This window comes from Maribellus sp. CM-23, from assembly GCF_021354595.1.
Lineage (GTDB): Bacteria > Bacteroidota > Bacteroidia > Bacteroidales > Prolixibacteraceae > Draconibacterium.
The window spans coordinates 269,921-292,963 of record NZ_JADWYJ010000005.1; the positions used below are offsets into that span (position 1 = coordinate 269,921).

At 44.2% G+C, this 23,043-nt stretch carries 20 protein-coding genes; 9 read left to right on the forward strand and 11 right to left on the reverse strand.

Features of this window, described 5'->3' with window-relative positions; translation table 11 throughout:
- The first annotated feature begins 40 nt into the window (after positions 1 to 40).
- The 3 genes from INQ51_RS17540 (at position 41) to INQ51_RS17550 (ending at position 1,548) form a co-directional block, all read left to right on the forward strand.
- A complete protein-coding gene (locus INQ51_RS17540) occupies positions 41 to 601 on the forward strand; it encodes a hypothetical protein (protein WP_233379252.1) in 561 nt (186 codons plus the stop codon).
- Between the two features lie 99 nt (positions 602 to 700).
- A complete protein-coding gene (locus INQ51_RS17545; RefSeq protein ID WP_233379253.1) occupies positions 701 to 1,195 on the forward strand; it encodes a hypothetical protein in 495 nt (164 codons plus the stop codon).
- 2 nt (positions 1,196 to 1,197) lie between these two features.
- Complete coding sequence (locus INQ51_RS17550) at positions 1,198 to 1,548, forward strand: hypothetical protein (RefSeq protein ID WP_233379254.1); 351 nt, start codon at positions 1,198 to 1,200, stop codon at positions 1,546 to 1,548.
- Between the two features lie 37 nt (positions 1,549 to 1,585).
- On the opposite strand, the gene INQ51_RS17555 is transcribed toward INQ51_RS17550, so the two are convergent.
- Together INQ51_RS17555 and INQ51_RS17560 are read right to left on the reverse strand one after the other, a co-directional pair.
- On the reverse strand, positions 1,586 to 1,975 hold the full coding sequence (locus INQ51_RS17555) for a VOC family protein (RefSeq protein WP_233379255.1): 390 nt from the start codon (positions 1,973 to 1,975) through the stop codon (positions 1,586 to 1,588).
- Between the two features lie 66 nt (positions 1,976 to 2,041).
- Positions 2,042 to 2,698: an HD domain-containing protein gene (locus INQ51_RS17560; RefSeq protein ID WP_233379256.1), complete on the reverse strand. Its 657-nt coding sequence runs from the start codon at positions 2,696 to 2,698 to the stop codon at positions 2,042 to 2,044.
- A gap of 226 nt (positions 2,699 to 2,924) precedes the next feature.
- On the opposite strand from INQ51_RS17560, the gene INQ51_RS17565 reads away from it, so the two are divergent.
- The 5 genes from INQ51_RS17565 to pyrF all read left to right on the forward strand — a co-directional run bounded on the left by INQ51_RS17565 (position 2,925) and on the right by pyrF (position 8,230).
- On the forward strand, positions 2,925 to 4,586 hold the full coding sequence (locus INQ51_RS17565) for an AMP-binding protein (protein WP_233379257.1): 1,662 nt from the start codon (positions 2,925 to 2,927) through the stop codon (positions 4,584 to 4,586).
- A gap of 139 nt (positions 4,587 to 4,725) precedes the next feature.
- On the forward strand, positions 4,726 to 5,895 hold the full coding sequence (locus INQ51_RS17570) for an AIR synthase related protein (RefSeq protein WP_233379258.1): 1,170 nt from the start codon (positions 4,726 to 4,728) through the stop codon (positions 5,893 to 5,895).
- Between the two features lie 34 nt (positions 5,896 to 5,929).
- Positions 5,930 to 6,217 carry a GIY-YIG nuclease family protein gene (locus tag INQ51_RS17575; RefSeq protein ID WP_233379259.1) on the forward strand — a complete coding sequence of 96 codons (288 nt, stop codon included), beginning with the start codon at positions 5,930 to 5,932 and terminating at the stop codon, positions 6,215 to 6,217.
- A gap of 51 nt (positions 6,218 to 6,268) precedes the next feature.
- A complete protein-coding gene (gene prfA / locus INQ51_RS17580) occupies positions 6,269 to 7,354 on the forward strand; it encodes a peptide chain release factor 1 (RefSeq protein WP_233379260.1) in 1,086 nt (361 codons plus the stop codon).
- A gap of 42 nt (positions 7,355 to 7,396) precedes the next feature.
- Positions 7,397 to 8,230, forward strand: a complete 834-nt coding sequence (gene pyrF / locus INQ51_RS17585; protein ID WP_233379261.1) for an orotidine-5'-phosphate decarboxylase — start codon at positions 7,397 to 7,399, stop codon at positions 8,228 to 8,230.
- Between the two features lie 96 nt (positions 8,231 to 8,326).
- Here the strand turns inward: pyrF and INQ51_RS17590 are convergent, their stop codons facing one another.
- From INQ51_RS17590 to lipA, 6 genes are all read right to left on the reverse strand, one after another.
- Positions 8,327 to 11,728: a DUF1080 domain-containing protein gene (locus INQ51_RS17590; protein ID WP_233379262.1), complete on the reverse strand. Its 3,402-nt coding sequence runs from the start codon at positions 11,726 to 11,728 to the stop codon at positions 8,327 to 8,329.
- A 47-nt stretch (positions 11,729 to 11,775) separates the two neighbouring features.
- The gene (locus INQ51_RS17595) at positions 11,776 to 13,047 is read right to left on the reverse strand and encodes a Gfo/Idh/MocA family oxidoreductase (RefSeq protein ID WP_233379263.1); all 1,272 of its coding nucleotides are present in this window, start codon (positions 13,045 to 13,047) and stop codon (positions 11,776 to 11,778) included.
- Between the two features lie 177 nt (positions 13,048 to 13,224).
- On the reverse strand, positions 13,225 to 15,606 hold the full coding sequence (locus INQ51_RS17600; RefSeq protein WP_233379264.1) for a LamG-like jellyroll fold domain-containing protein: 2,382 nt from the start codon (positions 15,604 to 15,606) through the stop codon (positions 13,225 to 13,227).
- A gap of 558 nt (positions 15,607 to 16,164) precedes the next feature.
- Complete coding sequence (locus INQ51_RS17605; RefSeq protein WP_233379265.1) at positions 16,165 to 16,608, reverse strand: hypothetical protein; 444 nt, start codon at positions 16,606 to 16,608, stop codon at positions 16,165 to 16,167.
- A 2-nt stretch (positions 16,609 to 16,610) separates the two neighbouring features.
- The gene (gene lipB / locus INQ51_RS17610; RefSeq protein WP_233379266.1) at positions 16,611 to 17,279 is read right to left on the reverse strand and encodes a lipoyl(octanoyl) transferase LipB; all 669 of its coding nucleotides are present in this window, start codon (positions 17,277 to 17,279) and stop codon (positions 16,611 to 16,613) included.
- Positions 17,280 to 17,375: 96 nt separating this feature from the next.
- On the reverse strand, positions 17,376 to 18,239 hold the full coding sequence (gene lipA / locus INQ51_RS17615; protein ID WP_233379267.1) for a lipoyl synthase: 864 nt from the start codon (positions 18,237 to 18,239) through the stop codon (positions 17,376 to 17,378).
- 132 nt (positions 18,240 to 18,371) lie between these two features.
- On the opposite strand from lipA, the gene INQ51_RS17620 reads away from it, so the two are divergent.
- On the forward strand, positions 18,372 to 20,264 hold the full coding sequence (locus tag INQ51_RS17620) for a tetratricopeptide repeat protein (RefSeq protein ID WP_233379268.1): 1,893 nt from the start codon (positions 18,372 to 18,374) through the stop codon (positions 20,262 to 20,264).
- Between the two features lie 52 nt (positions 20,265 to 20,316).
- Here INQ51_RS17620 and INQ51_RS17625 read toward each other — a convergent pair whose 3' ends face one another.
- The 3 genes from INQ51_RS17625 to INQ51_RS17635 form a co-directional block, all read right to left on the reverse strand.
- Complete coding sequence (locus INQ51_RS17625) at positions 20,317 to 21,000, reverse strand: hypothetical protein (protein WP_233379269.1); 684 nt, start codon at positions 20,998 to 21,000, stop codon at positions 20,317 to 20,319.
- A 299-nt stretch (positions 21,001 to 21,299) separates the two neighbouring features.
- Positions 21,300 to 21,869, reverse strand: a complete 570-nt coding sequence (locus tag INQ51_RS17630; protein WP_233379270.1) for a hypothetical protein — start codon at positions 21,867 to 21,869, stop codon at positions 21,300 to 21,302.
- A 558-nt stretch (positions 21,870 to 22,427) separates the two neighbouring features.
- On the reverse strand, positions 22,428 to 22,943 hold the full coding sequence (locus tag INQ51_RS17635) for a hypothetical protein (RefSeq protein ID WP_233379271.1): 516 nt from the start codon (positions 22,941 to 22,943) through the stop codon (positions 22,428 to 22,430).
- Positions 22,944 to 23,043 lie beyond the last annotated feature (100 nt).

Below are 23,043 nucleotides of genomic sequence, written 5' to 3' on the forward strand. Positions count from 1 at the left end.
TGAAACTCAGCGCAGGTATTGTACAAATGAATGTAAAATAATGAAGAGTTGCATTAAACATATAATGATCGTTTTTGTGGCGTTGGGCTTTGCGGTATCGGCGCAGGCGCAATGGAACAGCGGTAATATAAATGTACGTTTTTCGGTGCCCGAAATTGCGATCGTAGATATTGAACCCGAGCTTGGTTACATCGAGTTTAGCGTAAATGCTCCCTATATTGCGGGTGGAGAGCCGGTGGTAGAGCATGTTTCCAGCGAGTCGGTGTGGATCAACTATACCTCAGCCATTCGGAGAAATGGGAACCGCCGGTCGATCAATGCACAGATTTCGGAAGGTACCATTCCCGACGGCATTTCTTTTTATGTGGAAGCTTCTTTTGCATCTGCATTTGGGAGCATAAATCAAGGGAGTCCTGTGGGTAGAGTTCAGATTACCAGTCAGCCGCATCCGATTATTACCGGCATCGGTAGTTGTTTCACCGGCGACGGAGTAGGAAAGGGGCATGAGTTAAAATATTTTCTTGAGATTTCTGATTTCAGCCAGATGAAATCGATAGAAGACCAGGTATTTACGGTATTGTATACTATCACTGATAATTAGCGGAGAATGAAACGAGCGCGTAAATTATCTTTTGTGCAAAGGAGGGTAATTATAAGCGAGTTCCATGAGTTGCGATAAGAAATAAAGAATTATAAACGAATGAAAGTTACGTCGGTTTTAGTCTTTTTATTACTCGGATTGCTGGCAAGTGCCCAGCAAATGGAGGTGCGTGTTGATGGAGCTGTTTCGTTTGACGGAGCAACCTTTGCTGTTACCGAGGCCGGTGAAGACTTTGCGTTTGGGGTTGAAAGTGAATCCTCGCTGTGGATCTCGATAGATACAAACGATTACTGGGATAAAAAGGTTAACCCCAACCGGAAATGGTGGGTGGAAGTAGTGCGGGAAGATCTGACCTGGAACGATGATGTTCGGCTGGAAATCGTTCGTACCGGCGATGGTTACGGCCAGAAAAACAACCATAAGGTGTACGACGGTACCACTTATCAGTACATTGGAGAAAATTCCTGGTATTTTTTTCGCGGGCGGGGTATTATATATGATATTCCGATTCAGCTAAGGCTGTCTGGTCTCTCGGTTACACAGGGAGCGCAGGATTTTGAGACAAATGTGATATTAACCATTTATGACGATTGATGATGAGCAAGAAAATCGTATTTGCAACCTGTATTTTGGCTATTTTTCTGCTTACATGCGAGGAGCGGGAAACGGAGGAGATTACAACGCCGGCTTGGATTGAAGCACGTTTGACAGAACTGCAGAACTCCGGCGAATGCTTTGGATGTACCTTGCAGCGCTGGACCTATAACAACGAATACTATTATCATCTTTATTGTAATCATTGGTCATGCAGCAATTGCGAAGTGTATCGCTACAATGGTGAAAAAGTTGTTTGGGGCGAGAATGTGGATCCCGCAGATTACGAAAAAAACAAACACCGGCCCGTAAAAATATGGGAGTGCGGCATGGAAATCAATGGCGGAACTTAATAGCTCCTCTCTCTCTTATTTTCTGATTTTCTGCGGCCTAGCTGGTAATTTCAATACGATTCCCATCCGGGTCAAGAATAACACTTTCATAATACCCGTCGCCGGTGGAGTGAGGCTCTTTTAGCACTTTGAACCCGTCTTTCCGGAGCGTGTTGGTGAGTGCATCAACCTTTTCTTTTGATCCAACACTGATGGCAAAATGAATCAAGCCGGTAAACTGCTTAACTACATCGTTTTTCGATTTTGGAATTCCTGGCATTTCCATCAGTTCCAGCCGGCAATCACCGTAAAAGGAAAGAAAATAGGACCGAAACTCCTTGGAGTGGTTGTGGTAGATTTCTGACGAAGAAGCATCGAAATAATGCATGTAGAAATTCCGGAGGCCCTCGAGATTGTATGTCCAGATTGCAATATGTTCAATACGCATGGCTTTGCTTTTTTTTGATCCATTAAAAATACGAAACGTTTTCAGTAAAAAACAGAGGCAATTGAATTAAATTTCACCGTTCCATTCACCAAAAAAACGGTCCAGAAATGTTTCCATGAAAATGTGTCTTTCGTTAGCTATTTGAAGGGCGGCGGATGTGTTGAGCCGTTCTTTTAATAGCAGTAGTTTTTCGTAAAAATGGTTGATGGTAGGCGCCGTGCTTTTCTTGTAATCATCAAAACTATTGTGCATTACAGGTGGAATGCTCGGATCGTACATCAAGCGATTCTTGTTTCCGCCATAGGCAAAAGTACGGGCAATACCGATGGCACCGATGGCATCCAGCCGGTCGGCATCCTGAACAATCTTAGCTTCTGTTGAGGTGGCAGCCGTTTCTACTTCCGCACCTTTAAAGGATACTTCGGAAATTACCTGTAATATTTTCTCCTGTTGAGCCTTTTCAACATCCATTTGTTCAAGCCAGGTCCGGGCTCTTGATGTGTGATTATCTGTTTGTAGCTTCCAGTCGTCCAGATCGTGCAATAAAGCCGCCATTTCAATTGTAAAACGGTTACCTCCTTCCAGTTCCGAAATTTTTAGGGCCAGGTTCCGAACGCGAAAAATGTGCCACCAGTCGTGTCCCGATCCTTCTCCTTCAAAAAGCTCTTTGATGTGATCCTCAGTGCGTTTAAGTACCTCGTTTTGTCGAATATTCGAATTCATAATTCAAAATTAGCCGTATGAAGATAGATTTTAAAAGCCAAAAAATGTTAACAATGTTAAGAGGCGTTTTTTAATGCATTGATAATCAGCTGTGAATTGAAAATATTATTTCGAATGGGATGTATATCACTGTCGCAGACATTGCTTTTTTACTATTTTTGCCACGTTTTAAGGAACCTAAAGGTTTTAGGATTATTTGGGTTTGAACAGACAGGGAAGATTGTATATGACATATAATAAAAAACTTACTCTACCGGCGATGTTTTATAATTCGGTAGAGAAATATGCAAATAAAACCTCGATTGTATTTACCGGCGAAGAAAATTACACTTACGCGGAAATGGGAGAAGAGGTTGAACGCATTGCAGAGATGTTGCTGGAGTTAGGCATTGGTTCGGGCGATAAAGTAGCGATACTAAGTGCCAACATGCCAAACTGGGGAAAAGCTTTTTTTGCCATTTCACTGATCGGAGCCGTAGCCGTTCCGATTTTACCCGATTTTCACAGTAAAGAAATTCACTCGATTCTCGAACATTCGGGATCAAAAGCATTGTTTGTTTCCGAAGGATTGTACACGAGTGTCAGCGACAAAACGGCGCATATGCTGGAATGCATGATTTTGGTAGACCGCTTTGCGCTTATTCCAAAGGAAACTCCGGCGAGCCATTTGCACTTACTGGCTTCATCCGTTCCGGTTAACAAGAAAGATTTTGTTCCGGTAGATGTGGACGAGGAAGATTTGGCATCGATTATTTATACATCAGGAACTACCGGGAACTCGAAAGGGGTTATGCTGACACATAAGAACCTGACGTGGACTGCCCGCCAAAGCCGCACGCTGCAAAAAATTGAAGAAGACGACAGGTTTCTTTCGATGCTGCCGCTTTCGCATACACTCGAAAACACTGTAGGCTTTTTATTGCCGATGATGTACGGTGCTTCTGTGCACTATTTACGTAAGCCTCCGGTGCCTTCGGTTTTACTACCGGCACTGAAAACGGTGAAGCCAACCATCATGTTATCAGTGCCGCTGATCATCGAAAAGGTGTATCGTTCAAAGATCCAGCCTACGTTTGAAAAAAATGGCCTGATGCGTTTCCTGAGCACTTTTGCTCCTACACGGATATTGTTGCACAAGGTAGCTGCCAAAAAGCTGATGGAGACTTTTGGTGGTTGTGTTCATTTCTTTGGAATTGGTGGGGCCAAACTCGACACCACGGTGGAACGTTTTCTGAAAGAAGGCGGATTTCCATACGCAATTGGTTACGGTCTGACAGAAACAGCTCCTTTGCTGGCTGGTGCAGTTGGCAAAAATACACGGGTAGGTTCTACCGGTATTGCCATGGAAGGCGTTACGCTACGTATTGCCGATCCTGATCCGAAGACCGGCGAAGGTGAAATTCAGGCAAAGGGCGAAAATGTAATGAAAGGCTATTACAAAGCGCCTGAAATTACGAAAGAAGTGTTTACGGAAGATGGCTGGTTCCGTACCGGCGACCGGGGTGTTTTCATCAAAAACAAGCTGTTTGTAAAAGGCCGTATCAAAACCATGATTGTAGGTGCCAGCGGCGAAAACATCTATCCCGAAGAAATCGAGTCAGTGATCAACAAAATGCGTTTTGTGCTCGAATCACTGGTTGTGGAGAAAAAAGGGAAATTGGTGGCCATGATTCACCTGAATATGGAAGAAGTGGAGGAGAATCTGAAAAATATGAAACTGGAGGCCAAACAGTATATCGCGGTCAAATCGGATGAAATTCTGCTGGAGATCATGAAGAAAGTTAACCTGGAAGTGAACAAGTTTTCGCGGATTAACCAGGTGGTATTGCAGCCTATCCCGTTTGAACGTACCCCCACCCGAAAGATCAAGAGATTTTTATACGCTTAGGATAAATTGATATTATAAAAGGAAAGCTTCAGATGAGGCTTTCCTTTTTTGTTACATTAAAGATGAGGCCAATGCAAAGCTAGTTTCCTGAAATGAGCAAAGTTTTGCTAATTTTGTAGCCACAAAAATTTCAGCATAGATGGTAACGGAATCAAGATATAGTGCAAGGGGAGTTTCAGCATCAAAGGAAGATGTACACGAAGCAATCAGGAATGTAGACAAAGGGGTATTTCCAAAAGCTTTTTGTAAGATCGTTCCCGATATTTTGGGCGGAGACCCCGAATGGTGTAATATAATGCATGCGGATGGAGCAGGCACAAAATCGTCGCTGGCCTACATGTACTGGAAAGAAACCGGTGATCTTTCGGTTTGGAAAGGTATAGCGCAAGATGCACTGATCATGAATGTAGACGACCTTTTATGTGTGGGAGCCACCGATAATATCCTGGTTTCATCCACCATCGGACGAAACAAAAACAATATCCCGGGAGAAGTAATTGCAGCCATTATCAACGGAACCGAAGAATTGCTCGCTACTTTACGCGAGATGGGAGTCAGCATTTATTCCACAGGCGGTGAAACGGCTGACGTGGGCGATTTGGTGCGCACCATCATTGTGGATTCAACCGTAACCTGTCGCATGAAAAGGGCAGACGTGGTTTCTGCTGACCGTATTAAGACAGGAAATGTGATTGTAGGACTTTCCTCTTCAGGACAGGCAAGTTACGAAACCGAATACAACGGAGGGATGGGGAGCAACGGACTGACTTCGGCCCGCCATGATGTATTCTCAAAATACCTGGCTGAAAAATATCCCGAAAGTTTTGATCCGCAGGTGCCGGGAGAGTTGGTCTATTCGGGAGGTAAAAAACTGACCGATGCTGTTGAAGAACTGGATATCGATGCCGGAAAACTGGTACTTTCTCCAACACGAACCTACGCTCCGGTAATTAAAAAAGTACTGGATCAGTTCCGCGGTGAAATATCGGGTATGATCCATTGTTCGGGTGGCGCACAAACCAAAGTGCTGCATTTTGTCGATAACGTTCATGTGATAAAAGACAACATGTTTCCGATACCGCCACTGTTTAAACTGATTCACGAACAATCGGGAACCGACTGGAAGGAAATGTACAAGGTGTTTAACATGGGACACCGTTTTGAAATATACTGCGACGAAGATATAGCACAGGAGATCATCAAAATCTCTGAATCGTTCAACATTGAGGCGCAGATTATTGGAAGAGTTGAATCTTTTGAAGGGAAAAAACTCACCATTACGTCCGGCAACGGCACTTTTGAATATTAGCTCATTCCCACGAAAGTGGGAATCTCATCAAAACATGGCGAACTTTTATGTTTACATATTAGCGAACAAGCCAAACGGAGTTTTGTATATTGGACTAACAAATGAGTTAGAAAGAAGACTGGGAGAGCACAAAGACAAAGTCCTGAAAGGATTTACGTCGAAGTACAATGTAGATAAACTGGTTTATTACGAAGAATTTGATACCTATGAAGAAGCTTTTTCAAGAGAACGAAGACTGAAAAAGTGGAGTAGGGACTGGAAAATTGAATTAATAGAAAAAGAAAACGCGAATTGGGAGGATTTATCAGCTGAGTGGTTCTGAAGATAGAGATTCCCGTTTGCACGGGAATGAGGTTAAAAGACAGTATAGATTATGGCACAATACGAATTACTAGAGAAATTTGAGTCGATCAAGCACCGCTACGCAGAAGTGGAGCAGCAGATTACCGACCCAGCTGTAATGGCAGATATGAAGCGTTACGTGAAGCTGAACCAGGAATACAAAAACTTGCAGAAGCTGGTGGCCAAATTTCAGGAATATAAAAACCTGGTAGACAATATCGAAACCGGGAAAGAAATGTTGGCTGAAGAGACCGACGAGGAAATGCGCGAAATGGCGCGCGATGAAATTGAAGCCTCGGAAGAAATGCTTCCAAAGGTTGAGCGGGAAGTGAAATTTTTGCTGGTTCCGGCCGATCCGGAAGACGGGAAGAATGCGATTCTTGAAATCCGTGCAGGAACCGGGGGCGACGAAGCCAGTATTTTTGCCGGCGACCTTTTCCGTATGTACTCGAAATACTGCGAGAAAAAAGGCTGGCGTTTGGAAGTTACCAATGCCAACGAAGGAACTGCGGGTGGTTACAAGGAAATCGTGGCCAAAGTTACCGGAGAAGGTGTTTACGGTATCCTGAAATACGAATCGGGTGTGCACCGCGTACAACGTGTTCCGCAAACCGAAACACAGGGAAGGGTACATACATCGGCTGCAACCGTGGCCGTTTTGCCCGAAGCCGAGGAGTTTGACGTGGAACTGAAAGAATCGGATATCCGAAAAGACACTTACTGTTCATCAGGACCTGGCGGACAGTCGGTGAACACTACGTACTCGGCCATTCGTTTAACACACATGCCAACCGGTATTGTGGTAACCTGTCAGGACGAGAAATCGCAGCTGAAAAACTTAGCCAAAGCGATGACCGAACTTCGTACCCGGATTTACAACATGGAATACCAGAAATACATCGACGAGATTTCATCGAAGCGAAAAACCATGGTTTCCACCGGTGACCGTTCGGCAAAAATCCGCACCTACAACTGGCCGCAGGGACGTGTAACCGATCACCGTATTAACCTGACACTGTATAACCTGCAGGCAATTATCGGTGGTGAAATCGACGAGATCATCGAAAAACTGATGATCGAAGAAAATGCCGAAAAACTAAAAGAAGCAGCTATTTAATTTTTAAAATAAGGACCGATTTCGGGCTTTCAACAAGTAAAAATGAATCAACAACAACTTTTTGAGGAGATCCAAAAGAAACGCAGTTTTCTTTGTGTGGGACTGGATACTGACATTCAGAAAATTCCTCAGCATTTATTGGAAACTTCCGATCCGGTTTTTTCTTTTAACAAGGAGATAATTGATGCGACGGCTGAGTTTTCGGTAGCTTACAAACCCAACCTTGCTTTTTATGAAAGTCTGGGCTCAAAGGGATTGGTCAGCCTCGAAAAAACGGTTTCCTATATCAAGGAAAACTACCCGGAGATCTTTCTGATAGCCGATGCCAAGCGTGGCGATATAGGCAATACTTCCAACTTGTATGCCCGTGCCTTTTTTGGCGAACAAGATTTCGACGCCGTAACTGTGGCGCCTTACATGGGCGAAGATTCCGTAAAGCCGTTTATGACTTATCCCGGCAAATGGGTGATTCTTTTGGCGCTAACATCCAACAAGGGAGCTTTCGATTTTCAGTTTATCGAAGACCGGGAAACCGGCGACAAGTTGTTTGAAACAGTGCTGAAAAAGTCGCAGGAATGGGGAAGTGAAGAGAACCTGATGTACGTGGTGGGCGCCACAAAAGCCGAGAAATTAAAAGAAATACGCGAGATCGTTCCCAACCACTTTTTGCTGGTTCCGGGAGTAGGAGCGCAGGGTGGTAGTTTAGAGGAAGTGGCGCACAACGGATTAAATTCGAAATGTGGTTTGCTGGTAAATTCTTCGCGCGGAATTATTTATGCTTCCGGAGAGGTTGATTTTGCCGAAAAAGCAAAAGAGGCTGCCCGCGAGGTTCAGTTGGAAATGGAAGTGCTTCTTCAGGAGGCCGGACTGATTTAAAAACATTGCACAAGCTATAAAAAGAAAGGGCTTCCCAACGGAAGCCCTTTTTCTTTACGATTATGAATACAGGTCTTTAAACCTGTGGGATAAGCATTATTTGCTCAGATCTTTGATACGGATGTTTCTGAAATACAATTCAGAACCGTGTCCCAAAAATCCGATGTAACCTTTTTCACGATCCAGGCCCGGGTGTTTTTTTCCGTCACGTGTACCATTTTTGCTGGCTTCTTTAATATCACCGTCAACAATGGTCACTCCATTCAGGATTACTTTTACGCTTGAGCCTTTTACGATAACTTCTTCGATGTTCCACTCACCAACAGGGTTCAGGAAGCCTCTTTTGGCAGCAATTACGCCGTAAACCGATCCGTGGTACTGGTATTCGTGCAGCTTGGCATAAATAGGAGCTGTGTTATCCAGGATCTGAAGTTCCATACCCATGTAAGCAGCATCTCCTTCAAGTGGCGCCCTGATTCCAAGTCCGTTGTTGGCTCCGGGTGTCAGTTTGAACTCAAAACGGAAGTTGAAATCGCTGTACTCGTTGGCAGTAAATAAGTTGCCGCGTCCGCCCATTTTTGGGTTGACCACCAAAATACCGTCTTCAGCATAATAGTCGGTCAGGTTTCCTTGCCAGCCATCCAGGTTTTTCCCGTTGAACAGCGAAACAAAACCTTCCTCTTTTTCTTGCTGAGTTAAACCGATGGATTGGGTATCGATTTCTTTCACATATACATCGCGGAAAGCCAGTTCGTTTCCGTGTGCCTGCAATTCGATGGTTCCTTCTTCGAAAATCGGAATGCTGCGGTCCCAGTAGTTGTCCATGCGAACATTGTCAACTACCAACTCGCCGTTCAGGTAAACTGTAACGTTTTCACCGATCATGGTAATGTGGAAGGTATTCCACTCATCAAGCGGGTTATCGGCTACTTTCGATGGATTGCGAACATTGTCAGGGTTGTTGTTGTACAGCCCGCCTGATCCTACCTGTGCACCTACTTCAACGCGCGAAGTATCCCAGATCTGAACCTGTGGAGTTCCTCTCAGGTAAATACCGCTGTCGCCTTTTTTAGTGATCTTCCAGTCAACGATCATTTCGAAATCTTTGTAGCGTTTTACTGAAACCAGGTTGGCGCCGTGACCGTTAAAAATGATCTGGCCGTCTTTAACACTCCAGTTTTCCACCATTTTTTTGTCGGCTTCCACCTGAGCTTTTGCTTTTTCAGCTTCGCTCATTTCAGCAATTTTGATCGGGTTGCCATTCAGCAACATCCCTTGCCATCCGGAAAGGTCTTTGCCGTTGAACATAGATACAAAACCTTTTTCGTCGGGCATTGCATCGAGGTAACGCTGAATATTGATCTTGTCGTACTGGCTGTCTTCGCCCGATAAAGCGTTGGCAGCTTTTCCAAGAATTCTTTTAACGATATCGCCGGTTTGGCCTTTTTCTCCGTCGTTGCCTGGCATTGCATTTTGCATTACCGCACGGGCAGCTCTTTCTGCCAGGTCTTTGTTATCCAGGAATGGTTCAAGGTATATCAAAGCCAGGAATGTTTTTAAGCCTCCGATGGCCGCGATCACGTTGTTTTTGTCGCCGTTCGAAGTGGCGTAAGGCATTATTTTCCGGTATTGTAGCAATTTCTGGTCATCCGGTAAATTGGCTGAACGAACCAGTTTTACAAAGTTGGAAAAGGCTTTTTGCTTGAATTCGCCCGACGAGCTTTGGCAGATTTCATACAGAACTTTGGCAGCCGAATATTCTTTCCAGGCGTTGAGTGCATTGAAAGCAGCTTCTTTTTGTGCACCGCTGGAAGTATTGAAATAGTTGGTTACGGTTTCAAGCGCCACATTGCCACCAATTTCAGGCAGGATCGGGAAGATCCGCTCTTTTTTGTCGGTTGATTTTAAGGCACTGAATACTTTTCCGTTTGCTTTTTGCTCGGCAGCTACATTTTGGGTAACAGTAATAATGGCCTTTTGAGTTTCCGCAATTTCGTTGGCGTCAGAAACTGAAAGCAATAGTTTCAGCAGGTCATCTGTATTACCGTAAGCTGATACATTTTTCAGCGCTTTAAAGGCAGCTGATTTTACTACATTTTCCGACGATTTTGTAGCGGCCAGCACATCGTCAAAATACTGAGAGCCTGCTTTGGCAGCCAGTAATTCGATAACAGCAGCTTTTGTTTCGCCTGATGTATTGGAGAGTTCGCCTGCTACCTGGTAAAGATGATCTTTGTCGAGTAGTTGAGATAGCGTGCTTTTTGTAAGCTGAGTGTCGTTACCGCTTTTCAGGTGGGCAACCAAAGCCGGAATGGCTTCTTTTCCTTTTAGCTGACTTAAAGCCACAAGAGCTTCCTGTCTAACCACTTCAGAAGCGTTGTTTACATTCTGAGCAACCAGGTCGTTGGCAAGCGTGCATCCGCGGCGTCCAAGCATCGAAATGATCTCCGCTTTTACTTCGGGAGCAGCCGCTTCTGCTTTGGCAATCCAAAGACGTGTGTCGGCAATTCCTCCAGTTTTTTCGGCAATGTTCAGCGCCGAGTAACGGAAAGCCTTGTCTGAATTATCAACGGCTTTTAGCAACAGCGGCGTAGCTTTATAACCCAGGTATTTGGCATAGATAAACAGCGCGGTAGAATAGTTGTGCAACAATTCGGGCGCCTGGTTGGCTTTGAAAACTGCTTTGCAGGCTTTTTCCAGCGTGGCAATTTCATTTTTCTGACCTAAACGATCAGTGTACAACAGGAAAGCGTTGGCTGCATCCGTTTTGTCGTAAGCAAACTTAACGCCCTGCGCGGCTTTTAAAAGCAGGCTGTACGAAGCCGGATCACCAATTTGTGCCAGTGCAGTAAGAGTTGTTTTTCTGAGTTTCACTTCATCGGTTCCTGCCAGTGCAGTGATTTGCGGAACAGCCGCTGCGTAGCTTAATTCACCCAGGGCACGTACCAAAGTTAGTTTTGCTTTTTCACCAGCTGCAGGAAGTGCTTCTGCAAATAATTGGGCGGCACCTTCGCTGTTGATGGCTAAAATAGACTGAGCAGCGGGTTCAACCAACTCTTCGTTGGTCAGGTATGACTTTAATGCTTCTGTAGTTTTTGCCTCGCCAACCAGGTTGAGTTGGTTCATCAAAAAGGTTTTTACTTCGGCATCTTTTTGAGCTGCCAGTGCTTTTAGTAAATTGTTTTCAGCAAATGCACGCTCTTCGTTTTTCCCAAACTGACTGCTGTAGCGGGCAAAACTATTCAATGCAAAACGAACGGCTGTGTCGTCGCCTACTCCCGGAGGGGTCAGCATTTGCAGCATTTTCTGAATTCCTTCGTCTCCCAAAAGGTAAACCTCGTTCATTGCCTTGTCAAGGTGAGTGAGGTTTTTTGTGGGCATTTGCGCCAGAATGTCGGCGACTTTGGTATCCAATGTCCGGCGGTCCTGGGCAAATCCGGTGCCCGAAACAGCGGCCAGAACAAGGATGCAAATAAGTTGAATTATATTTCTCTTCATCGTTGTTGTCGTTAATCTTTTATCCTAAAACCTAAAAATTTCGTTCACTAAATTGTCCAGGGAGCACGCATGGGCTGATTGATCAGACGGTTGGCTCCTTCATCATCGATGAACTCCAGTTTTTCAGGATCAAAACGAAGTGTTCGACCCAGGCGAACCGCAATAATTCCCAGGTTAACCAGGGTAGCCGAACGGAAACCATTCATTTCGTTCAGTGCGAATTTCTTGCGTGTTTTTACCGACTCAGAGAAGATTCCGATTTGTGGTTCCGGCTCAGGAAGCGTTTTAATAAAGCTTTGAAGATTTGGAATGTCGGATCTGAATCCCTGGTAAATCTTGCCATTTGGCCCTTCAATGTAGGCTGCATCTTTGTCGCGGTTTTCACCATCGAGGATAATCTGGCAACCATCGGCATAGGTATAAGTGATTCTTCTCCAGCTACCTACTGCATCGTAGTGTTGCTGCGGTGCATCCACTTCAATTTTTATCGGGCTTGTGTCGTCTTTGCCCAGCATGTACTGTACAGGGTCGAGGTAGTGTTGTCCCATGTCGCCCAAACCACCGCCGTCGTAATCCCAGTATCCGCGGAAGTTGGAGTGTACGCGTAGATGATTGTAGGGTCTGTACGGGGCAGGTCCTAACCACATGTCGTAGTCGAGGTTGGAAGGAACCTGTTCAGTAGGCAGGTTGTGTTGTCCGCTCCAGAAAAATTTCCAGTTGTAACCGGTAATTCCGCTCACGGTTACTTTCAGCGGCCATCCTAAAATTCCGCTGTCGATTACTTTCTTCAAAGGTTTAACGTCGGTACCCAAACCGTAGAAATTGTCTTTGAAACGGAACCAGGTATTCAGGCGGAACATACGGCCGTGGGCATTTACTGCTTCCACTACTTTTTTGCCTTCGCCAATCGTACGGGTCATGGGTTTTTCGCACCAGATATCTTTTCCGGCTTTTGCTGCTTCAACAGCCATAATTCCGTGCCAGTGCGGTGGAGTGGCAATGTGAACGATGTCAACTTCGGGGAGTTGGCAAACTTCCCTGAAATCGCTAAATTCTTTCACTTTGTAATCGATCATGTTACGTGCCAGTGCCAAATGTTCGGTATCGACATCGCAAATGGCCACCACTTTTGTTCCTTCGTAAGGAATATGTCCGCGACCCATTCCCCCAACTCCGATGATGGCTTTGGTAAGCGTGTCAGACGGAGCGAGGAATCCGTTTCCTCCAAGCGCGTGGCGCGGGATAATCGTAAATCCGGCACCAACCATAAGAGCGCTTTTTAAGAACTTTCTTCTGTTTGTAGTTTGATTTTTACTCATATAGCTTTTTGGTATTAAAAATTGCAGCTTAGTGAATTAAATTGCAAGTATAACTTACCTCAGGTTACAATATAGGGTAATATTAGGGGTAACAGCGAAGAAAATCGGACAAAAATTGGCCGGAAATCCAAAATTCAGAAGGATGACGCGAAACGGAAATGATGCAGTCAGGAGCGCCTACGAGATTTCCAGCAAATCAGAAATTGTTTTGCCAAAAGGTTGCGCATAGCACTGCTGGTAGTACTTTTCGAAGTGCTCCAACGATTCGTGCGCCTGTGTATTTTTCCCCAGTTTTAGCAGCGCTTTTATTTTATAGCTGAGAATGGTTTCGTTTAAGGGATCAAAAATCAACAGGGCCTGCGACAAGCGAAGCACGGCCTCGTGGTTCTGCATAAACGTTTCATCTGAATAAAGTGGCAGCAGTGTTTCGAGCAGTTCATCCGAAACTTTGCTTTTGAAATCGTCAAGCCACACGTCGTCCATGTGCGGAAGCAGCGCTCCTTTTTCGATGATCAGGAGAATCTTGTTCAGAAGCCCGGAGTGAATGTCGGTTTTAATGTTTTGTTTAAACTGTTCAATAAGCAGGAAATAATCGGCCAGGTCGCAATACACATCGTCGTCGAGGGTAATTACCCATTTTCGGTTGTTGTATTCGATGTTGATGCCGCTGTTTTGTTCGATGATCTCGCGGATACGCTGAACCTGGGTGCCCCGGTTGTTTTTCGCACTTTCGGCCGGGTAGCCCGCCCAAAGATGGTTGGTGAGCTGTTTCGAGCTAAGCCCGTTTTCGCGTAAAGTAGCAATCAGCACCAAAACAAATAACTGTTTTCTTCGGGTCGAAAAGCGCGAAGTAAGGTCTTCTCCATCGCGGTTAATAATTTTAAAACCACCAAAAAACTGGATGGATGGGCCGGTGTTTTTGCGCTTTTCTTTCAGCGAAAGAATGGTTTTCCGGGTACTGTTTGCCCGCTGCGAATTTCTGTGTTTCCTTTTCCGAAGGAGAAGAACCATGAAAAACACAAAAAGAACTGCTAAAGGCAAAAGCCAGAGCCAGGAAAAGCTCGCGGGTTCGGTATCTTTTTTTATTCCCTGCTGATACAGGCGCTCCACCTCAACATCGCTCAGGGCACGGTCCCAAATCGTCAGGTCGTCCATCATCCCGTGGAAAGATTCGTCCCACAGGTTGGTGCCAATTAAAAGCGAATATTCCGTTGAGCGGATGTTGGCGGCAGTGTCAATCCCCACCAACTCGCCGTTTTTAAAGAAGCGCACGGTTTTGCCGATCGAGATCACAAAGGTTATTTGCTGCCACTCGTTGATCTTTACAACGGCCGAATCAATCACGTGGTCTTTAATTCCGGGCGAAGTAAAAAGCAGGTTTCCGTCCCTGAATTTTACCGACAGTGCTTTCCCTTTCCCAATTATACTTCGGTTTCCGCTTATGTCGGTAGGCTTTATCCAGGCACTTACCGTAAAATTATCGTTGAGTTCAATGTCGGTGTCGTAGTCAATGTAATTGTCTTTTCCGTTGAACACGGCACACCATCCCCGCAACGAGTCTTTCCGGTACTCGATGTTGCTGTACGGAATTTCGGTACTGGTTGCAACCGCATTGTCAACATTCTGCTCAAAGGGAAGCATCAAAACCACTCCGTCTTTCAGATCCTTTTGGCGGGCGTAAAATATCTTGGTGCTTTCGGAGGTGAAGCTGTTAAAGGTGAACACGTCGGGCGAAAAATGATAACCATCCTTGTACGGACTCAGTTCGGTTTGCGTGGTGTGTATCTTCCCAAACGACTCCAACTGAGGCAATTCTTTCCAGGTAATTCCTTCTATCGGTTGGTTGTCAAAAATTACATTGGCAGTGTACCACTTTTGTTTTGAGAAATTTTGATGGTAAACGTCAAAAATGTTTTTGTGCCGCGTAACAAAAAAGTTGGGTAGCTTTCCGGTACGCTCGTTAAAAAGCTGCGGCGTTTTTTCCGGATGTTGTTTTAATGAATCGGGCAGACTTTTTAAAGCTGCGTCAAGGTAAAAAACAACCAGGTCATTTTCAGGTTTTCCTTCAAATCCAGCGCGTGTCTTGGCCGGAAACCCAACAGGAACCCTGTAGGAGCAGGCAAACTCTTCCAACGAATAGGAGAATGCTGTTGCTTGGGGAGTGAAAACAAAAAGCCTTTTGTTTTTTGCGAGGCAATCCGGAATGTTTTCGATGGCTTGTTCGCCGGGAATGGCCATAAAACGGGAGATACTGTCGGATCCGGGTTTTTGAAAAGATTCAGCGAAGTCCTGCGTGGCAATGAAAGTAAGAATTTCGTGTTTGTTATTCTCCAAAAATTTATTCGCCTCATTAAAAAGGTTGATGCCTGAAGCACCCGGAGAAAGAATAAAGGCACGGTATCCGTCAAGCAAATCCTGCTTTATGTTTCCGTTGGTTTCAGTGGAAAGGAATACATATTCCTCCAGGCTGTTTTTCGCGATTGAATGGAACGGAAATAGCAGGAAAAACAATGCCCCGAAAAAGGCATAACCCCAATTTGACCTGTAAATACATTGCATGCTAACAAAAATAGAAAAAAGACGCAGAGTAAAGAGGGATGCAAGCAAGGAAATCGCTTTTAACTTTTATGTTCGGCTGGCTTGGTTTGTACTTACCTGAGAATATCAGAAAATAATCATTCAGGCGATGCTCCACTACCGCAAACATGGGGGCTTTGCCCCAAACCCCACTTCATTTTTTGGCTTGAACCAAAAAACGAAGCAAAAAAGTTCAAGGCTGCGCCCGCTTCGCACGAAAAATTGGCGTTCGAACAGCTAAATCGTCCAAACTCGCTCATCCCTCGCTCAAACAAGGACGATTCTTAACGCCGTTCTTACTGATTTTTCGGCTCACCGGTCGAGGCCGGCAGGCATCACCTTCTCCGCCATAGCATTGGCAAGAGTCATTTCTTCCCTGATTAAATGTTTTTATATGTAAGACTACTTGTTACTTTTTAAAGGCTGTTTTCCTGGGGATGCAAGGCGAAATTAGTACAGGATAAAAAGCAGAAGCCGGGGATTTGGATACTTTTTAAGTGGTGATCAATAAAAGAAACTAACCACCATCTGGGAACTTACTTATTTAAGCCGGGTATATGTTTCAATAATCAAACGATCGACCCCGAGATTTTCGATTTTTTCGATTCCTTTTTGAACGAGCGTATCGTTGTTGATTGTTATTTCAAAATCAAAAGTATGGTCTTCCCATTCGCGGAAATTGCAAAACTCCAGGTGTTCGGTGTAGGTAGTTCCGTTTAACGAATATTTTCCTCCGCCAGCAACAAATACAGATGTAGAGTCGGTTCCTTTATTCAGATCGTGGCGAAGAAAGGAAAAGTGATTGGCATTGATGATTTTAATGGTTTTTTGCCCGTCGGTGTAATCGGTAAAAACCGTATCGTTTTGCTGAATGGTTTCACCCGAAATCAGCAGCCAAGTTCCTTCAATCGGCAGCTTGGTTTCAGAAGTAGATTGACACGCCCAAAATAAAGGTAGGATTAGCAGAAAGGTTAGTTTTTTCATGTTTAGTAGATCGTATTGAATTTTTCCATGGCGATTCTTTTTACTTCGTTCATCGAGATTTCGCGGCCCAGTTCCTGCTGGATGGAAGTAACTGCCGAAGAAGCAAAGCCGCAGGGGTTGATGTAATTGTAATAGCGCATGTCGGTATTCACGTTTAGCGCAAAGCCGTGCATGGTAACATAGCGGCTAACCCGCACCCCGATGGCACAGATTTTACGTGCCCGCACTTTATGGTCGGCCTGTAGCCAAACACCGGTGGCCCCTTCTTTTCTTCCGCCTTCCAAACCGTATTCGGCAATGGTGGCGATAATCGCGTCTTCCATTTTTTCGATGTATTCGCGGACGCCTATTTTAAGGTTTTCCAGGTCGATAATGGGGTAGCCCACCAATTGCCCCGGGCCGTGATAGGTAATATCGCCACCGCGGTTGATCTTGTAGTAGGTCGCGTCTATTTTTTTCAGGAAATCAGTGTTGGCCAGCATGTTTTTTTCATCGCCGCTTTTGCCCAGCGTGTATACATGCGGATGCTCCACCAGGATAAAACTGTTGCGCACCGTTGGTTTTCCGGTACTGCGTTTTTCGGCTACAACTTCCTGCAACCTTTCTTCCTGGTAATCCCAGCAGGCTTTGTAATCTTTCAGCCCTAAATCGATGTAGTTAAAATCTGCCATTTATTTGTTTTTAGCTTCAAGCTTCGAGTCTCAGGTAGCGAGCCACGGGTTCCGGGTTTTACATCTGGCAACTGCTACTGAATACTTATCACTTTTCTAAGCATTCACATGCTCTTCAGCGCGGTACGAGCTACGCACCAGTGGCGAGCTTTCCACAAATTTAAATCCTTTGCGGATGCCAATGTTGCGGTATTCTGCAAATTTTTCGGGAGTGATGTATTCCACCACCGGCATGTGCTTCGTGGTGGGTGCCAGGTATTGCCCAATCGTCATTACTTTGGCACCGGCCTCCAGCAGGTCGTCCATGGTTTGCAGAACTTCTTCGTGTGTTTCACCAAGCCCAAGCATAATGCCCGATTTGGCCACTTTATAGTTTTCAGCCACATAACGTATCACGTCGAGGCTGCGGCGGTATTTCGACGCAAAGCGGATAAACGGTGTCAGTCGCTCGGTGGTTTCCAGGTTGTGCGAGATCACATCCGGGCCGGCATCGATCACCTGCTGAATGAGTTCTGTTTTTCCCCTGAAATCGGGAATCAGCACTTCAATCTTGGTTTCCGGGTTTACCCGTTTTACTTCGCGTATGGTTTCTGCCCAAATGCCTGCACCCTGGTCTTCCAGGTCGTCGCGGTCGACCGAAGTAATTACACAGTGTTTAACACCCATAATGCGCACCGATTCAGCCAGTTTTTTGGGTTCTTCCAAATCGGGAGCCAGTGGTTTTCCGCTGGGAACGGCACAGAACTTACAGCGGCGGGTGCAAATGTTTCCCAGTATCATAAACGTAGCGGTGCCCCGGTTCCAGCACTCCCCAATGTTCGGGCAGTTTCCGCTGGTGCAAATCGTATGCAGGCCGTGTTTGTTTACCAGGTTCTTCACTTTCGAGTAGCTTTCCCCTTTTGGCATTTTCATCTTCATCCACTTCGGCAGGCGCTCCCTGCCATTCAATTCATGTGCCATATCAAAAAAATTTCTGCAAAGTTATTAGTTTAAAAATGAATACAGGATGAAAAACTCCCAAATACTAAAATTGTTCTGAAAAAAACACTTCTTGCTGTAACTGTGTTATTTTTGTGAGATATCAGGAAATCTATGAAACACATTATATTCTCTTTTTTGATCCTTTTTAGTCTGAATACGGTGTATGGGCAGCAGAAAAAAGTGTCGGAGATTCAGAGTAAATCAAGTCTGGCAATTAAATACTACAATGAAAAAGACTATGAAAAGGCGCTTCCGTTGCTAAAAGATGTGTACGCCCTTACCCGGAACAGTACTTATTATCGGTATTACATTACCTGTATGATTGAGTTGAAACAGTACGACGAGGCTATCAGGGAAATTCAGGATGAACTAAAAAGACAAAAACCTCCGCGGCCCGATTATTTTATTTACTGGGGGCAGGTGCTGAAAGCGAAGGGATTAAAACAGGAAGCCACTGCGAAGTACCAGGAGGCGATTGACAACATTCAGCCCAATAAAGGGAGTTATTATACCGTGGCCAATGCGTTTCTGGCGAACCAGGAGTTTGAGCTTTCGAGAGATGTGTATCTGAAGGCCCGGGAAGTGTTACCGGCCGAAGATTTTAGTTACGAACTGGCGCGTTCGTATTTGTACTTGCGCGACAATGAAAACATGCTGGAAGAGTACCTGAATCTGCTGAAAAAAGATCCAAACCATCTTCCGCGGGTGCAAAGCAGTTTGTCGTCGGCCATGCGGCTGGATATCGACGACGGGCTTCGCGACCAGTTTCGCGAGCAGGTGTTGTTGCGTATTCAGAACGAACCCGATGTAATTGGCTACAACCGGCTGCTGATCTGGTTTTTCTTGCAGGAGCGCAAGTTTGCCAGTGCCTTGCGCCAGTCGATTGCGATCGACCGCCGCACAGGGGAAGAAGACCAGCAGATTGCAGTTTTAGGCGATATGGCGCTGCGAAACAAAGACTACACAGAAGCCAAAAAGGCTTATAAATACCTGATGGATAAAGGCGAGGAGAACAGCTATTATGCGCAGGCCTACATCCGGACGCTGAATGCTTCCTACCTCGAGTATGTCAACGATTTTCCGGATGACGTGGGAAAAGGGAAGGAGTTGGCGCAGCAGTTCAGTAAGGGATTGGAATACCTCCAGCTGGGGCCGGTCACATTGCTGCTGGTAAGAGAATATGCACACCTGGAAGCGTTTTACCTGAGGGCTCCCGAACGAGGCATTGAAATGCTGGAGAAGGGCATTGGTATTCCCGGGTTAAAACCTGAACAGACAGGGGAGTTGAAGGCCGAACTGGCGGATGTTTATTTGTACAACAACGATCCGTGGGAAGCCATGCTTTTGTATTCGCAGGTAATTGATGAGAACAAAACCAACAGCCTGGGCGATGAGGTAAAGCTGAAAAAAGCGCGACTGGGTTATTACATGGGCAACTTTAAGTGGGCCAAAGCGCAGCTCGATGTGCTAAAGGCGAGTACTTCGAAACTGACTGCCAACGATGCCATGGAGCTTTCGATGATGATCGGGAACAACCTGAACCTGGATACCACGGCAGTGCCGCTGCAAATGTTTGCACGCGCCGACCTGCTGTTTTTCCAGAACCGGAACGAACAGGCAATGGCGGTGCTCGATTCGCTGGAGGAACAGTTTCCCTACAACTCGCTGGTGGATGATATTCTTTTCCGAAAAGCAAAACTCGAAATCGGCCAGCAGAACTACGCGCTGGCTGCCGAATACCTTCAAACCATTGTCAATGATTTTGGCTACGAATTGATGGGCGACGATGCCATGTATTTGCTGGCAGAATTATACAATTATGACCTCGACCAGAAAGAGAAAGCCAAAGAGCTCTACCGCGATATGTTAAGTGATTATCCGGGCAGTGTTTATATTGAGGAATCGCGGGCCAAATACAGGGAGCTGCGCGAGGTGTATCCCGACAAGGAGGAGGGAAGCAAGGAGCAATTGTTTCAGCGGGCCATTGAGAATTCCGAGTTTTAAAAATTACGGGTTGTGCAACAACTACCTTTGTTGGCCGCTGGTGATTGTTATTTTAATATTCATAAAGTATTTCTTCTCCTGATACATGGAGAATCACTTTGTCGTCACCAATTATCTGTAAGTCCTTAATATCAAATGAAACCTCTTTCCCTGGAATTGCTGTACAGATTTCCTTATTGTCAAGTGATAATCTTAAAGTCCTTTGGCATGGATCTGATTTTGCAACATTTCCTGAATCAATCAATTTTACAATCCATGTATCACCATCGCATCCACTTGCGGCAAATTTTATATTCAGACAATCTCCGGTAATTGTTAATTCTGTTATTGAGAATGGGGCATTCGGTGCGTTCTCGTATTCTTCGGAACTTATTACAACGCTTTGGTCACAAGTCAATTTAGAAATATCCTTAATCTCATCTATCTCAACCACTACTCCAACCATACAATAGCTTCCCAAGTCTGTTCTTTCGTGATATTTAAATTTAATCTCTTTGTTTTCTACTAATTCCAAATCAAAGACATCTAAATTTAATGGTTCTAACTTTGATTTATCATCTAATTCGATAACCCAACCACAACCATCAAGTCCTGTTAGATTTTTCAATTTACCTGATTTATAACTTTTTGAATTGTCATTATCACTTTCTTCACAGGATGAAATAAATAAAATAAGGCTAAAGCAAAGTATACTTAAAATACTCGCACCAAATAATTGTGTTCTGTGGTTTTTCATGTCAATTGTTTTAACGCAAGATGCATTGACTTATCATATGGTTGCGTCACTTGCTGTTAACACACTTGTAAATGACCCTTTTTGTGTATTCCTAGTTTCTCTCTTTTTTTATGTGATGAGATGTATTCAACGGTTTTTGATTATTTGTCGATTAAACGTAAACAGAAATCAACTAATTTTTTTCTTATCAGGGTATTATCCTGCATCGTAAAAAATGAAAACAAACTGTTAAAAGCATGGGAGATAGCTTATTCTCCTTCGCAGTTTTAACAGGTACTTAAAAATTATAGGGTTAACAACTACCATTGTTGTGTAGCGTTTTTTAAATACACGTTATTTAACGTTAATGTTGCAACAGCAGAATCCCCTTCTATCCAATATTTAAATTCAATTCCCAATGTCTTAAGCATTAATTGAGCATGTCCCCAAAAACACTTTTCAAATTCATCGATTGTAACGCCAAGACATAAACCTTCTTTAAAATAGGAGGTATAAGGCCTGTTTGCTTTAACTTTAACAGTTGTTTGAGATTCGGAAACAATTTCGAACGTTCCATTTGGATAGTTGGTAATTACAAAATTTAAAAAGTTTACTACAGGTTCAAGTCCTTTTCCTTTCATTGAATTTAGGCTTGGTCCATGTTTCTGGGCAACAAAGGTCATAAAGTCATCAGTAGTTTTTCCCATACTTTTTGCATAGGCAATTCCAGTGCATATGTAATAATCTGTTCTCCAAACTGCATATTTTGCAGTTTCATCAGCCGAAGCTTTTGTCAAATTAAATCTACTTGAATCACTCTCTTGCGAGTAAGCTGCATTTAAACTTAAGATAAGCGTTGCTGTCAGGATGAATAAACAATGTGATTTCATAATCCTATATATTTAAAAAGTAAGAAATTCTCTGGCTATATTACATTTAGTACTTTCTAAATGGACACAACGATTGGTGCATGTTGTTGGGGCGGATTTCAGAGCGTGTTCCTGTCCGCCAGCTAGCAGACAGAAATGCGATGCGAGAATCCAGCGCACGACACCGCACGAACCCCACAATGCAATTTACAATTTCTTAGGGGGAGTTTTTTAAAGTTCATCAATTATCAATCTTTTGCCTTTTTCACGGCTTCCGTCAATTAATTGTCGTGAAAAACATTTTGGGCAATAGTAATAATTTAGCTTTTTAAGTTCTTTCCAACTCCATTTTGCTTTTATTACTGGAGTTCTATCGCACCCATCAGGCGGTTTTTGTCATTTGTTGGGTCAAAATAAACTAATTCTTTTTTTTACAGGCGCTTAAAAATTACGCAGTTGTGCAACGGTTACTTGTGTTAGTAGTTGGCTTTTTTTATAAAGCTATTCAATACGTCTTATATGGAAAAAGCTGTTCCTGGATGAAGAAACAGCTTTCGAATTATGCAATACGGTATTCTTTTATTTATCGGCAAGTACAGCCTCTATTAAAAGCTCCAGGTTTACATCAAAATTCATTGGTGCTTTTCGGGTGGTTCCTTTCACGGTAACTGTTATTTGTTTGTCCTCCATCAAATCTTCTCCAAAAGCGGCATATCCGCCTCCAAGCATTCCATTGCTTGTAAAAGTAAGCGAATCAGGCGTATTTATTTCCATCGTAGTTTCTCCAACCGAAACGATTAAATGATTAATGGTATCTCCTTCTGAAAGGCCACTTAGGCCATAGTTAACGGATTTGCCGAGAATGTATGTAATATCGTCCAACTTATCCTTAAGGTCATCATGGCCGTTAAGGGAATAAGTCTCCGAACCCGTAAATGCATAATCCGTTCTCCCCGACTCGTGCTCTATTGCCGATGCTTCGTTTACTTCAAACGATAATGTAAGCGGAAGTTTGGTTTCAATAACTACCGGGTCGTCATCACACGAAAAAAGGAAAAACGGAGCGAATAAAAGTAAAATGTGAATTTGTTTCATGGTTAATTTATTTAAAGTTTGAGAAGACAATTATATGAACATTAGTTTTAACAAAATATTTTTTTCAGCTCAATTAACAATTCTTGATTCTACTTAACTT